The following is a 13,199-nucleotide window of genomic DNA, read 5'->3' as shown; positions in this document are numbered from 1 at the left end:
GCGAAGCGGCCCCACCCATTTCAGCCAAATCAAATTGGCGAGTGCTACGCACTCGAACGGGGATAAATCCCCTCGCCACAAAAGACTTCCACCGGCCACCGGCGGCAGCTCCTGCATCCCGCACTGAGACAACCTGTCACGCGACAAAAGACCACGCCGTTCATCGGCAATAATGCGACTACTCTTTGAACATTGCTTGATCCAGATCAACACCTACCGGGGAGTTGGACTGGGGGCCATCCGGCCAGAGTCCTGCGTTGTGACGGTTTTAAAAAAAGAACGATTTGAAAAGCATCGCACTCCATATCCCTGGAGGCTGTGATGCAGGCCCCGCCCGCAGCCGGTTTTACCTGACAGAGGAAGACTTATGTTCGGTTTGGAGGCGCTCGATCTCGCCCGAATCCAGTTTGCATTCACGATCTCGTTCCACATCCTGTTCCCGGCCATCACCATTGGCCTGGCGAGTTACCTGGCGGTGCTCGAGGGGTTGTGGCTCAAGACCCGCGATGACACCTACCGCGACCTGTACCACTTCTGGTCAAAGATCTTTGCCGTCAACTTCGGCATGGGCGTGGTGTCCGGGTTGGTCATGGCCTATCAGTTCGGCACCAACTGGAGCCGCTTCTCGGACTTCGCCGGTGCGGTGACCGGGCCGCTGCTGACCTATGAAGTGCTCACGGCCTTCTTCCTCGAGGCGGGTTTCCTGGGCGTGATGCTGTTTGGCTGGAATCGCGTTGGCCGTGGCCTGCACTTCTTTTCCACGGTGATGGTGGCGATCGGTACGCTGATCTCGACCTTCTGGATCCTGTCTTCCAACAGTTGGATGCAGACCCCGCAAGGCTACGAAATCATTGATGGCCGGGTGATTCCAGTGGACTGGCTGGCGGTGGTGTTCAACCCCTCGTTCCCTTATCGCCTGCTGCACATGTCCACGGCGGCCTTTGTCGCCACGGCCTTCTTCGTCGGTTCGTCGGCGGCCTGGCATTTGCTGCGCGGTCGCGATACGCCGGCCATCCGCCGCATGCTGTCGATGGCGATGTGGATGGCGTTGCTGGTGGCGCCGATACAGGCCGTCATCGGCGATTTCCACGGGCTCAACACCCTCAAGCATCAGCCGGCGAAGATCGCGGCCATCGAAGGTCACTGGGAGAACGTCGGCAATGAGCCAACCCCGCTGATTCTGTTCGGCTGGCCAGACATGAAGGAGGAACGGACCAAGTTCGCGGTAGAGATTCCCTATCTGGGCAGCCTGATCCTGACCCACTCGCTGACCGACCAGGTGCCGGCCCTCAAGGAGTTCCCACCTGAGGATCGACCCAATTCAACCATCGTGTTCTGGTCGTTCCGGGTCATGGTCGGCCTGGGGCTGCTGATGATTTTCACCGGCTTGTGCAGCCTGCTGTTGCGGCGCAAGGATCGGATCTACCAATCCCGACCGTTCCTGCACATGGTGCTGTGGATGGGACCGTCCGGCCTGATCGCGATCCTGGCGGGCTGGTTCACCACGGAAATCGGTCGCCAGCCTTGGGTGGTCTACGGCTTGATGCGCACGGCCGATGCTTCGTCCGGCCACAGTTTTGCGCAGATGAGTATCACCCTGGTGCTGTTCGTGGTGGTGTATTTCGCGCTGTTCGGGGCTGGCTTGAGCTACATGATGCGCCTGGTGCGCAAGGGGCCGGAGGCCCACGAAGCCGAACCGAGCGATGGAGGCCCAGGCCAGAAACGTACGCCGGCCCGACCATTGTCGGCCGCCGATGACGGCGAAGACGTGGACACAACCGACCGCTCAAACAAGGGGAATTGAGTCATGGGTATTGATCTTCCGCTGATCTGGGCCGTGGTCATCATCTTCGGCATCATGATGTACGTGATCATGGACGGCTTCGACCTGGGAATCGGCATCCTCTTCCCCTTCGTCAAGGGCGAGCGGGACCGCGACGTGATGATGAACACCGTGGCGCCGGTCTGGGACGGTAACGAAACCTGGCTGGTGCTGGGCGGGGCGGGTCTGTTCGGGGCGTTTCCGCTGGCTTATTCGGTGGTGCTGTCGGCCCTGTACCTGCCGTTGATCCTGATGCTCATCGGCCTGATTTTCCGGGGCGTGGCCTTCGAATTCCGCTTCAAGGCCAAGGCGCAGAAGCGGCACCTGTGGGACAAGGCCTTCATCGGCGGCTCGCTGACGGCCACCTTCTTCCAAGGTGTAGCGCTAGGCGCATTTATCGACGGCTTCCCCGTGATCAATCGCCAGTTCGCCGGGGGCTCCCTGGACTGGTTCACGCCGTTCACGGTGTTCTGTGGCCTGGCGTTGATCGCGGCCTATGCCTTGCTCGGCTGCACCTGGCTGATCATGAAGACCGAAGGCAAGTTGCAGGAACAGATGCATGACCTGGCCAGGCCGCTGGCGTTCGTGGTCCTGGCGGTGATCGGGATCGTCAGTATCTGGACACCGCTGGCCCACGCCGATATCGCGGCCCGTTGGTTCACCCTGCCGAACCTGTTCTGGTTCCTGCCGGTGCCGATCCTGGTGCTGGTGACCATGTATGGGCTGTTCCGCGCGGTCGCTCGCAACGCCAATTACACGCCATTCATCCTGACCCTGGTGCTGATCTTCCTCGGCTACAGCGGCCTGGGTATCAGCCTGTGGCCGAACATCGTGCCGCCGTCCATCTCGATCTGGGACGCCTCGTCACCGCCCCAGAGCCAGGGCTTCATGTTGGTGGGGACGCTGTTCATCATTCCGTTGATCCTGGTGTACACCTTCTGGAGCTACTACGTATTCCGCGGCAAGGTGACCCACGACGACGGTTACCATTGATCGACCTGCGAGGTGTTGAGCATGGCCAGACCTGATTTGAAAGACATCGAAGCCGCCGAAAGGAAGCCGCTCTGGCAGCGGCTCGGCTGGCTGGCGGTGATCTGGACCGGCAGTGTGCTGGCGCTGTTTATCGTCGCCAGCCTGATGCGGATGTTCATGAACGCCGCGGGCCTGACCACCCACTGATTTCCCATCCCGTAGCCTTGTGGCACGGTTTCCACCCTCCTGACGGAGGGTTTTTTTTGGCTGTGGATAAATTATTTGCGCGCTTTGAGGATGACGAATTTCGGCGTGGCGGCCACTTGCTCGACGCCTCGGAACAGCCGCGCCAGTTTGCTGTGGTAACCCAAGTGCCGGTTGCCGACGATGTACAGGGCGCCGCCGACCACCAACGCTTCGCGCGCTTGTTGAAACATCCGCCAAGCCAGGAAATCACCCACCACTTGCTGTTGGTGGAAGGGCGGGTTGCACAGCACCACGTCCAGGGACTGCGCCTGCTGTGCGGCCAAGCCGTCATCGGCCCGTATCGTCACCTCGCGTTCGCCCAGGGCGGCGCGCCAGTTTTCGGTTGCCGATTGCACCGCCATGTAGGATTCGTCCACCAGGGTGTAACGGGCCTCGGGATTTTGCAGGGCGCTGGCGATGGCCAGTACGCCGTTGCCACATCCCAAGTCTGCGACCTGGGCGGTGCCCAGGTTTTTCGGCAGATGCGGCAGGAAGGCGCGGGTGCCGATGTCGAGGCCCTCGCGGCAGAACACATTGGCGTGGTTGAGCAGTTCGATCTTCGGCTCGTCCAGCCGGTAACGGCTGGGGTAGGGCGATACGGCCGGTGCCTGGGCGGCAGGCGTGGCGATCAACAGGCGCGCTTTTTTCACCGCCAGGGAGGCCTGTACCGGGCCGATGTAACGCTCCAGCAAGTCGCCTGCGGCCCGGGGCAGATGCTTGACCATTGCAGCGGCAATCACCTGGGCACCGGGGGCCAGTTGGCTTTGCAGGCGAATCAGTTGTTCTTCCAACAGGGCCAGGGTTTTCGGCACTTTGATCAGCACGCGGTCGAAGGGGCCGGTCAAGGGCTCGCTGGCCGGCAAGGTCGGCACCGCGTCAAAGGCCTGGCCATTGCGCACCAGGTTTTTCTCCAGCGCTTGCAGGGCCAGGAATGAGTCGCCGCTGCTGATCACCTCGACTTTGCCGGCCAGGCTCGCCGCCAGGGCGCCGAAGCCGTCATTGAGCACCAGCACCCGGGTATCCGCGGCCGGTTGTTGTTCGGCCAGATGCGCGAGCAGGTATTCATCGGCCGCATCGAAGGCTTGCAGCGGCTCGTTCTGCTGTTCGGGTTGGCGGATCAGGTCGAGTTGGGCGAAGGGACTGTGGAGCAAGGGCATGGCTGGGACTCTGGAAATCAACGAATGTCCCGCTGCCCCGGGGCAGGTGTCTCAGCGGGACCGCCTGAATGAACTGCGTCGCGTGCAAGAAGCGGCATCATTCAAGTGGAGCCGTAAATGGTACGTTTTTTCGTGGCACATTACTCGCGGGTTTTTCAGCTTGGCAATGCCGCTCCGTCGTTCAGATCACATGGATTTGGGCCGCTTTGGCCACCGCTGAAATTTTATTGCTGACATTGAGTTTGCGCATGCAACTGCATACATGGAAATTCACGGTCCGTTCGGAAAGACAAAGAATCCTGCCTACTTCCGACGCTGTCTTGCCTTCGGCAGACCATCTCAACACTTCGATCTCTCTCGGCGACAAGTGACATTTTTGCCTGACTGCGACACTGTCAGATAATTTTTTGCTGGCGAGTGTATGCAGCCTTTGGCTGGCGAAGATGGCATAGCCGAGGTTGCCATAATGTTCCTCGATGTCGATGGGGCAATGAGTCCGGGCGAGGCTGAACAGACTGCAATGTGCTCCCTGTTCATCATGAACGGCCTGGGTCCAGCCGTATTTGAGTCCCTGTCGATTAAGTTCCCGCCATAACTTGGGGGCTTGGGCAAACACATGTTCACTCCACAAAATGGGTAGTGGCGATTGGTTGCAATGTGCTACTACTGGGTCGTTCGAAGCATAACCGTTTTGTTCATAAAACCTGTCCCATCCATAAGGGTAGTTATTGAGGTTCACCTTGCTGGTGTGCTTATCAGGGCTTCCGAGGTAGGCCGCAAATGCGCAATATTCAAATCCTTGATTGTTAAAGAAATTCAGGACCAGACGATAAGCCGTCTGCAGGTCTTTTTCACAGGATAGTTTTCTCAGCTGCAAGTCCTTCCACTTGTCCATCGCCTTCTCCTGGTTGATTCGTCCCTGTGGATCCAATCCATCATGCGAAACTTTAGTGTAGGACTTTTCCTAATATGCAGTGAGTTTTTTTAGTTGGATTGCAAATGTGTTTAGGAAGATAAATATTGTAATTATTTTTACAATCCCATCAACTTGTACAAGTTTGGTAGAGGATCTGTGTAGATAAATAAGGGCTGCAATTAAATGGCCATTACTCGGCATCAGTGGTGGTGGTGCTCACTTTGCGGGACACTGTGAGCCTTGTCCCATTGGAGTGACTCATGACCGACAGCGCAGAAAAGTTCACCCGTCAAACCCTGCTCGATGTTCAGCCATTGACGTCTCATTTGTTTACTTTGCGTACGACCCGGGATCGCGGTTTTCGCTTCCGGGCGGGTCAGTTCGCCCGACTGGGCGTGACCAAGGCGGACGGGAGCACTGTCTGGCGCGCGTACTCCATGGTGTCTTCACCCTTTGATGAATTCCTCGAGTTCTTTTCCATCGTGGTCCCGGATGGCGAATTCACCAGCGAGCTGAGCCGCCTGAAGCCAGGTAACGAACTGCTGGTGGAACGCCAGGCCTTTGGTTACCTGACGCTGGATCGTTTCGTCGATGGGCGGGATCTATGGTTGTTGTCCACCGGGACGGGCGTTGCACCGTTTCTTTCGATTCTCCAGGACTTTGAAGTCTGGGAAAAATTTGAACGCATCATCCTGGTGTATAGCGTGCGCGAGGCGCGGGAGCTGGCGTATCAGGACCTGATCAAAGAGCTGACCCAGCGCGACTACCTGGCCGAGTACGCCCATAAGTTTCGTTTCATTGCGACCGTCACGCGTGAGCAGCATCCTGGGGCGCTCACTGGGCGGATTACCACGTTGCTCGAAAACGGCGAGCTGGAGCGGGCGGCCGAGGTAGGGCTGACACCGGAGCATTCACGAGTGATGCTCTGCGGCAACCCGCAAATGATCGATGACACGCGCAAGTTGCTCAAGGCCAAGGGCTTGCAGCTGAGCCTTACTCGTCGGCCAGGCCAGGTGGCGGTGGAGAACTACTGGTAGGAAAATGGCGTCCCGGGGGACGCCACTTTGAATGAAGGGTCAGGGGCGTTCGTTCTGGGCCTTGAGCAGGTCGCGAATTTCGGTCAACAACAGTTCTTCCTTGGTTGGAACCGGAGGCGCGCTTGGGGCTACGGCTTCTTCACGCTTGAGGCGGTTGATGGCCTTGACGCCCATGAAAATGGCGAACGCCACGATAATGAAATCTATGGTGCTCTGGATGAATTTCCCGTAGGCCAGTACCACGGCAGGCGCATCACCTTGGGCGGCCTTGAGGGTAATGGCCAGGTCACTGAAGTCCACCCCACCGATCAGCAGGCCTATGGGTGGCATGACCACGTCGCCCACGAATGACGAAACGATTTTGCCGAACGCGGCACCGATGATGATCCCGACGGCCATGTCGACGACATTGCCTTTGACCGCGAAGGCCTTGAACTCGCTTAGCACGCCCATGAGTTATTCCTTGTGACAGATAAAGGGTAGTGGCAGTGTAAATCAGCCCAACGCGTCTCGCTCGAAACGCCTGCTTACAAAGCTTCAGTTATCGACCCAGCCCTGGGTGAAAAGTTTACAAAGTGCCATCAATCGCGCGTGATACGCGGTTTCCGATCGATCCCCCACAACGTTTTTTCTATCGCAGCGGTACGGCATTTCTATTTAGGTTTTCCTTTTTCGGGCACTAGCCTCTGGATGGCGCACATGGATGCGCTCTATAACATCAGAGGAACATGCCTATGAACACTTCCCTTGGTTGTGGGACTTTTCCCCACCGCCGCGCGCTTTTCGTGTTGACCGCCAGCCTGCTGTCCTTGTCCGTCAACGCGGCCACCCTGACCCGTGACAACGGTGCAGCCGTCGGCGACAACCAGAATTCGCAAACGGCCGGCCCCAACGGCCCGACCCTGTTGCAAGACGTACAGTTGATCCAGAAGCTGCAGCGCTTCGACCGCGAACGCATCCCCGAGCGGGTGGTGCATGCCCGTGGTACCGGCGCCCATGGTACCTTCACGGTGTCCGATGACTTGAGCGACTTGACCAAGGCCAAGGTCTTCGCCGCAGGCCAGGTCACGCCGGTGTTCGTGCGCTTTTCTGCTGTGGTGCACGGCAATCATTCCCCGGAAACCCTGCGCGATCCCCGTGGCTTTGCCACAAAGTTCTACACGGCCGACGGTAACTGGGACCTGGTGGGCAACAACTTCCCGACCTTCTTCATCCGCGATGCCATCAAGTTTCCCGACATGGTCCATGCGTTCAAACCCGACCCACGGACTAATCTGGACGATGACTCGCGTCGTTTCGATTTCTTCTCCCATGTTCCAGAATCTACTCGCACGCTGACCGAGTTGTATTCCAACTCCGGCACGCCGGCCAGTTATCGTGAAATGGACGGTAACGGTGTGCACGCCTACAAGTTGGTTAACGTCAAGGGTGAAGTTCACTATGTGAAGTTTCATTGGAAAAGTTTGCAGGGTCTGAAAAATCTCGATCCGAAAGAAGTGGCGAAAGTTCAGGGGCAAGATTACAGCCATATGACCAATGATTTGGTCAGTCATATTAATAAAGGCGACTTCCCGAAGTGGGACTTGTATGTTCAGGTGCTGAACCCCCAGGACTTGTCCAAGTTTGACTTCGATCCACTGGACGCGACCAAGATCTGGCCGGGTGTGCCTGAGCGTAAAGTCGGACAAATGGTCTTGAACCGCAATCCGGCGAATGTCTTCCAGGAAACCGAACAGGTGGCGATGGCGCCGGCCAATCTGGTGCCGGGAATCGAACCTTCCGAGGACCGTCTGTTGCAGGGGCGGGTGTTCTCCTACGCCGATACGCAAATGTACCGGATAGGCGCCAACGCCCTGCAGTTGCCGATCAACGCCCCCAAGGTGGCGGTGAACAACGGTAACCAGGACGGTGCGATGAACCTGGGGAGCACCAGCACCGGTGTTAATTATGAGCCGAGCCGCCTGACGCCGCGCGAGGAACAGCCATCGGCGCGCTACAGCCGGGCCGCGTTGAGCGGCAGCACCCAGCAGGCGAAGATCCAACGCGAGCAAAACTTCAAGCAGGCCGGTGATCTGTACCGCTCGTTCAACCAGAAGGAGCGCAGTGACCTGATCGAAAGTTTCGGCGGGTCGTTGGCGACCACCGATGACGAGAGCAAGCACATCATCCTGTCGTTCCTCTACAAGGCTGATCCTGAATACGGCACTGGCGTGGCCCGTGTCGCCAAAGGGGATCTGGCCCGGGTCAAGGCGCTGGCGGAAAAACTGAGCGACTGATTCATCCGCAAAACCTGTGGGAGCGCGTCCTGCTCCCACAGTCATATGCCAAAGGAGACGTCATGATGCGTCAGCTACTGTTATCGATGCTCGCAGCCTGCTCATTGAGCGTGTGGGCCGATCAGCCCGTGCCTACCGACCCGGTGGCTGTACAAGAACAGCTGCAGAATTATTACTTTGATGCCGCCCGTCGGGGCGATGTGCCGATGCTCGAGACCTTTATCGAGGCCGGTTACGCACTCAACACCCAGGATGAGAAGGGCTACACCGCCCTGATCCTCGCGGCTTATCACGGCCATGGCCCGGCGGTGGAGCGGCTGCTGGCCGCCGGCGCCGATGCCTGCGCCCAGGACAAACGCGGCAACACGGCGCTGATGGGCGCCATTTTCAAGGGCGAAGTGCAGATTGCGCATCGCTTGCTGTCCACCGATTGCAGCCCGGACCAGCGCAACGGGGCCGGGCAGACCGCCGCGATGTACGCCGGGCTGTTCAAGCGTGCCGAATTGCTCGATGCCTTGAAGGCCAAGGGGGCGGATCTGCAGGCCCAGGACCCATTGGGTAACACCGCAATGGATCTGGCCAAGGGTGAAATCAGAATGCCGGCCCCGCGCTAGTGGTTGCCTGGGCTATCATCGCGGTTTTTATCCGGGAGTTCAGATGGCCAAGGCAAAGCGCATGTACGGCTGCACCGAGTGCGGTTCGACCTTTCCCAAATGGGCCGGCCAGTGCAGCGAGTGCGGAGCCTGGAACACCCTGACCGAAACCATGGTGGAAAGCGGCGGCGCGGCAGCGCCCACCGGCCGCACCGGTTGGGCCGGACAGCAGGCGCAGATCAAGACCCTGGCCGAAGTCAGCGTTGAGGAAATCCCACGTTTTTCCACCGCTTCCGGTGAACTCGACCGCGTGCTGGGCGGCGGCCTGGTAGACGGTTCGGTGGTGCTGATCGGCGGGGACCCGGGTATCGGCAAATCCACCATCCTCCTGCAAACCTTGTGCAACCTCGCCACCCGCATGCCGGCGCTGTACGTCACCGGGGAGGAGTCCCAACAGCAAGTCGCCATGCGCGCCCGGCGCCTGGGGCTGCCCCAGGACCAACTGCGGGTCATGACCGAGACCTGCATTGAAACCATCATCGCCACGGCTCGCCTGGAAAAGCCCAAGGTGATGGTGATCGATTCGATCCAGACCATTTTCACCGAACAACTGCAATCGGCCCCGGGCGGCGTCTCCCAGGTGCGCGAAAGCGCGGCCTTGCTGGTGCGTTACGCCAAGCAGAGCGGCACCGCGATTTTCCTGGTGGGCCACGTCACCAAGGAAGGTGCGTTGGCGGGGCCGCGCGTGCTGGAGCACATGGTCGACACTGTGTTGTATTTCGAAGGCGAGTCGGATGGGCGCCTGCGTTTATTGCGGGCCGTGAAGAACCGCTTTGGCGCCGTCAACGAACTGGGTGTGTTCGGCATGACCGACAAAGGCCTGAAAGAAGTCTCCAACCCTTCGGCGATCTTCCTGACGCGTGCCCAGGAAGAAGTGCCGGGCAGCGTGGTCATGGCGACCTGGGAAGGCACCCGGCCAATGTTGGTGGAAGTGCAAGCACTGGTGGATGACAGTCACCTGGCGAACCCGCGGCGGGTCACCTTGGGCCTGGATCAGAATCGGCTGGCCATGCTGTTGGCGGTCCTGCATCGACATGGTGGGATTCCGACTCACGACCAGGACGTTTTTCTCAACGTGGTCGGTGGGGTCAAGGTGCTGGAAACCGCCTCCGACCTGGCGCTGATGGCGGCGGTCATGTCCAGCCTGCGCAATCGACCGCTGCCCCATGATCTGCTCGTATTCGGCGAAGTAGGGCTGTCGGGGGAAGTCCGGCCGGTGCCCAGTGGCCAGGAGCGGCTCAAGGAAGCGGCCAAGCATGGCTTCAAGCGCGCCATCGTGCCCAAGGGCAATGCACCGAAGGAAGCGCCGCCGGGGTTGCAGATCATTGCGGTGACACGCCTGGAGCAGGCGTTGGATGCGTTGTTCGAATGAGCCACGGTCCTGTGGCGAGGGGATTTATCCCCGTTGGGCTGCGAAGCAGCCCTAAAACCTAACAACTCGGTGTTTCAGGTCGATTGGCGTCGCTTATTTGGGGGCTGCTTCGCAGCCCAGCGGGGATAAATCCCCTCGCCACAAGGGATCGGTGTTGATTCAAATCTGGATCAACGCCGCCAACTCCCGCTCCAGCTCACCATTATCGGGCAGGTTCAGCTCCACCAGGCGGCGCAGATGGGCGATGGAGTCCAGGTCGATATGTTTGCAGACAAAGCCCAGGTGGCCGTGGTCGTCGTGGGCCAACAGAACCTCCATCCGCACTTCCACCTCATTGCTCAGGTGAATGTCGGCTACGAAGGTCTCTTCGGGATTGCCAAGCCAGGGCTCGGGTTTTTCGATCAGCAGGCCCTTGAGGGACAGGTCCAGCAGTTTCACCGGCCAGGTGAATGGGCCCTGGGTCAGCTCGGTCTTGGCATGGAACTCTATTCGTACGAAGCGGCGGCGTTCGCTCATTACGCTTTCCCTCTGAAGATGTAATGACTATAGACCCTACTGGCCGGTCATCGTCACCGTTCGGCCGGTGACAGACGAATGTCAGGTATGGCCTTTACCCGGGTTAGCGCTAAACTCTGATGGCACTCTTTCTTGTCCACCCTGGCTGGAATATAAAAATGAAAAACAATAATAGCCTGCTGCGCCATTTACCCTGGCTACTGCTGGCCGTTGTAGGGGCATGCGCTCTGGGCGTCGTGGCGTTGCGTCGAGGCGAGGCGATCAACGCCCTCTGGATCGTCGTCGCCGCCGTGGCCATCTACCTGGTCGCCTACCGCTACTACAGCCTCTTCATCGCCAACAACGTGATGCAACTCGATGCGCGCCGGGCCACCCCCGCTGTGCTCAACAACGACGGCCTGGACTATGTCCCGACCAACAAACACATCCTTTTCGGCCACCACTTCGCGGCCATTGCCGGCGCGGGGCCGCTGGTCGGGCCGGTATTGGCGGCGCAGATGGGCTACCTGCCCGGCACGCTCTGGCTGATCGCCGGCGTGGTGCTGGCCGGTGCGGTGCAGGACTTCATGATCCTGTTCCTGTCCACCCGCCGTAACGGTCGTTCCCTGGGCGACATGGTCCGCGAAGAAATGGGCCGCATCCCCGGCACCATCGCGCTGTTCGGCTGCTTCCTGATCATGATCATCATCCTCGCGGTACTGGCGCTGATCGTGGTCAAGGCCCTGGCCGAGAGCCCGTGGGGGATCTTCACGGTGATGGCGACCATCCCGATCGCGATGTTCATGGGCATCTACATGCGCTACATCCGCCCGGGCCGCATCGGTGAAATCTCGCTCATCGGCGTGCTGTTGCTGCTGGGCTCGATCTGGCTGGGCGGGCAGATCGCCGCCGACCCGGTCTGGGCCAAGGCCTTCTCCTTCACCGGGATCCAGATCACCTGGATGCTGATCGGCTACGGTTTCGTCGCGGCGGTGCTGCCGGTGTGGCTGATCCTGGCCCCGCGGGACTACCTGTCGACGTTCCTCAAGATCGGCACCATCGTCGCCCTGGCCATCGGCATCCTGGTCACCATGCCCGAGCTGAAAATGCCGGCGCTGACCCAGTTCACCGACGGCACCGGCCCGGTGTGGAAGGGCGGGCTGTTCCCGTTCCTGTTCATCACCATCGCCTGTGGCGCGGTCTCGGGCTTCCATGCGCTGATCTCCTCGGGCACCACGCCCAAGCTGCTGGATAACGAAGTCAACGCCCGCTACATCGGTTACGGCGGCATGCTGATGGAGTCGTTCGTGGCGATCATGGCCATGGTGGCCGCTTCGGTGATCGAGCCAGGCGTGTACTTCGCCATGAACAGCCCGGCGGCCATCGTCGGCGGTGACGTGGTGGCCGTGGCGCAAACCGTCAGCAGCTGGGGCTTTGCAATCACCCCCGAGGCGCTGCAAGCGGTGGCCAAGGACATCGGCGAAACCACCGTCCTGGCCCGTGCCGGCGGTGCGCCGACCCTGGCGGTCGGTATCGCGCAGATCCTGCATTCGGTGCTGCCGGGTGAAAACACCATGGCGTTCTGGTACCACTTCGCGATCCTGTTCGAAGCGCTGTTCATCCTCACGGCGGTGGACGCCGGCACCCGTGCCGGGCGGTTCATGCTGCAGGACTTGCTGGGCTCGTTCGTGCCGGCGCTCAAGCGCACCGAATCCTGGACCGCCAACCTGATCGCCACCGCCGGTTGCGTGGCGCTGTGGGGCTACCTGCTGTACCAGGGCGTGATCGATCCGCTGGGCGGCATCAACACCTTGTGGCCGCTGTTCGGCATCTCCAACCAGATGCTGGCCGGTATCGCCCTGATGCTCGCCACCGTGGTGCTGATCAAGATGAAGCGCCAGCGCTACGTCTGGGTGACCATGCTGCCGGCGGTCTGGCTGTTGATCTGCACCACCACGGCGGGCCTGATCAAGCTGTTCGACGCCAACCCGGCGATCGGCTTCCTGGCCCTGGCGCGCAAATACAACGATGCCCTGGCGGCCGGCCAGGTCCTGGCCCCGGCCAAGAGCATCGAGCAGATGCAGCACGTGGTGTTCAACGCCTACACCAACGCCACGCTGACGGTGTTGTTCCTGTTCGTGGTATTCAGCATCCTGTTCTACGCACTCAAGGTCGGCATCGCCGCCTGGGGCACCCAGGAACGCACGGACAAGGAAGCGCCATTCCAGGCCGTGCCGGACGCTTGATAGAGGA

Annotated in this window: 12 protein-coding genes; 8 read left to right on the top strand and 4 right to left on the bottom strand. The window is 60.0% G+C overall.

Annotated features, from left to right (window positions below; all coding sequences use genetic code 11):
- Positions 1-367: 367 nt before the first annotated feature.
- The 3 genes from LOY70_RS25695 to LOY70_RS25685 are packed head-to-tail and all read left to right on the top strand — an operon-like array spanning position 368 to position 3,001.
- Positions 368-1,804, top strand: a complete 1,437-nt coding sequence (locus tag LOY70_RS25695; RefSeq protein WP_265030641.1) for a cytochrome ubiquinol oxidase subunit I — start codon at positions 368-370, stop codon at positions 1,802-1,804.
- 3 nt (positions 1,805-1,807) lie between these two features.
- Positions 1,808-2,815, top strand: coding sequence for a cytochrome d ubiquinol oxidase subunit II (cydB, locus tag LOY70_RS25690; protein ID WP_265030640.1), 1,008 nt, complete (start codon positions 1,808-1,810; stop codon positions 2,813-2,815).
- A gap of 21 nt (positions 2,816-2,836) precedes the next feature.
- Positions 2,837-3,001 (top strand): DUF2474 domain-containing protein, encoded by a 165-nt coding sequence (locus LOY70_RS25685; protein ID WP_072411394.1) that lies wholly within the window; start codon positions 2,837-2,839, stop codon positions 2,999-3,001.
- Positions 3,002-3,072: 71 nt separating this feature from the next.
- On the opposite strand, the gene LOY70_RS25680 is transcribed toward LOY70_RS25685, so the two are convergent.
- Positions 3,073-4,197 carry a methyltransferase gene (locus tag LOY70_RS25680; protein WP_265030638.1) on the bottom strand — a complete coding sequence of 375 codons (1,125 nt, stop codon included), beginning with the start codon at positions 4,195-4,197 and terminating at the stop codon, positions 3,073-3,075.
- Positions 4,198-4,378: 181 nt separating this feature from the next.
- Positions 4,379-5,092, bottom strand: a complete 714-nt coding sequence (locus tag LOY70_RS25675; protein WP_265030637.1) for an autoinducer binding domain-containing protein — start codon at positions 5,090-5,092, stop codon at positions 4,379-4,381.
- Positions 5,093-5,373: 281 nt separating this feature from the next.
- Here LOY70_RS25675 and LOY70_RS25670 point away from each other — a divergent pair, with 281 nt between their 5' ends.
- Positions 5,374-6,150, top strand: a complete 777-nt coding sequence (locus LOY70_RS25670) for a ferredoxin--NADP reductase (protein WP_265030635.1) — start codon at positions 5,374-5,376, stop codon at positions 6,148-6,150.
- Positions 6,151-6,189: 39 nt separating this feature from the next.
- On the opposite strand, the gene mscL is transcribed toward LOY70_RS25670, so the two are convergent.
- Entirely contained in the window at positions 6,190-6,603 is a 414-nt protein-coding gene (gene mscL, locus LOY70_RS25665) for a large-conductance mechanosensitive channel protein MscL (protein WP_072411386.1), read from the bottom strand.
- A gap of 281 nt (positions 6,604-6,884) precedes the next feature.
- Between mscL and katB the strand changes: the two genes are divergently transcribed.
- From katB to radA, 3 genes are all read left to right on the top strand, one after another.
- Positions 6,885-8,426, top strand: coding sequence for a catalase KatB (gene katB, locus LOY70_RS25660; RefSeq protein ID WP_265030631.1), 1,542 nt, complete (start codon positions 6,885-6,887; stop codon positions 8,424-8,426).
- Positions 8,427-8,491: 65 nt separating this feature from the next.
- Positions 8,492-9,040 carry an ankyrin repeat domain-containing protein gene (locus tag LOY70_RS25655; RefSeq protein ID WP_265038195.1) on the top strand — a complete coding sequence of 183 codons (549 nt, stop codon included), beginning with the start codon at positions 8,492-8,494 and terminating at the stop codon, positions 9,038-9,040.
- Between the two features lie 43 nt (positions 9,041-9,083).
- Positions 9,084-10,451: a DNA repair protein RadA gene (radA, locus tag LOY70_RS25650; protein WP_025215580.1), complete on the top strand. Its 1,368-nt coding sequence runs from the start codon at positions 9,084-9,086 to the stop codon at positions 10,449-10,451.
- Between the two features lie 159 nt (positions 10,452-10,610).
- Here radA and LOY70_RS25645 read toward each other — a convergent pair whose 3' ends face one another.
- Positions 10,611-10,967 (bottom strand): PilZ domain-containing protein, encoded by a 357-nt coding sequence (locus tag LOY70_RS25645; RefSeq protein WP_265030627.1) that lies wholly within the window; start codon positions 10,965-10,967, stop codon positions 10,611-10,613.
- A gap of 158 nt (positions 10,968-11,125) precedes the next feature.
- Between LOY70_RS25645 and LOY70_RS25640 the strand changes: the two genes are divergently transcribed.
- Positions 11,126-13,192, top strand: coding sequence for a carbon starvation CstA family protein (locus LOY70_RS25640; protein WP_265030626.1), 2,067 nt, complete (start codon positions 11,126-11,128; stop codon positions 13,190-13,192).
- Positions 13,193-13,199: the final 7 nt, after the last annotated feature.

Source organism: Pseudomonas sp. B21-054, assembly GCF_026016345.1.
Taxonomy (GTDB): domain Bacteria; phylum Pseudomonadota; class Gammaproteobacteria; order Pseudomonadales; family Pseudomonadaceae; genus Aquipseudomonas.
This window is presented reverse-complemented; position numbering and strand designations above follow the sequence as displayed.

Bases quoted from the DNA above. Each gene is read 5' to 3' on its own strand.
- LOY70_RS25695 (WP_265030641.1), top strand. From the start codon at position 368: ATGTTCGGTTTGGAGGCGCTCGATCTCGCCCGAATCCAGTTTGCATTC.
- cydB (WP_265030640.1), top strand. From the start codon at position 1,808: ATGGGTATTGATCTTCCGCTGATCTGGGCCGTGGTCATCATCTTCGGC.
- LOY70_RS25685 (WP_072411394.1), top strand. From the start codon at position 2,837: ATGGCCAGACCTGATTTGAAAGACATCGAAGCCGCCGAAAGGAAGCCG.
- LOY70_RS25680 (WP_265030638.1), bottom strand. From the start codon at position 4,197: ATGCCCTTGCTCCACAGTCCCTTCGCCCAACTCGACCTGATCCGCCAA.
- LOY70_RS25675 (WP_265030637.1), bottom strand. From the start codon at position 5,092: ATGGACAAGTGGAAGGACTTGCAGCTGAGAAAACTATCCTGTGAAAAA.
- LOY70_RS25670 (WP_265030635.1), top strand. From the start codon at position 5,374: ATGACCGACAGCGCAGAAAAGTTCACCCGTCAAACCCTGCTCGATGTT.
- mscL (WP_072411386.1), bottom strand. From the start codon at position 6,603: ATGGGCGTGCTAAGCGAGTTCAAGGCCTTCGCGGTCAAAGGCAATGTC.
- katB (WP_265030631.1), top strand. From the start codon at position 6,885: ATGAACACTTCCCTTGGTTGTGGGACTTTTCCCCACCGCCGCGCGCTT.
- LOY70_RS25655 (WP_265038195.1), top strand. From the start codon at position 8,492: ATGCGTCAGCTACTGTTATCGATGCTCGCAGCCTGCTCATTGAGCGTG.
- radA (WP_025215580.1), top strand. From the start codon at position 9,084: ATGGCCAAGGCAAAGCGCATGTACGGCTGCACCGAGTGCGGTTCGACC.
- LOY70_RS25645 (WP_265030627.1), bottom strand. From the start codon at position 10,967: ATGAGCGAACGCCGCCGCTTCGTACGAATAGAGTTCCATGCCAAGACC.
- LOY70_RS25640 (WP_265030626.1), top strand. From the start codon at position 11,126: ATGAAAAACAATAATAGCCTGCTGCGCCATTTACCCTGGCTACTGCTG.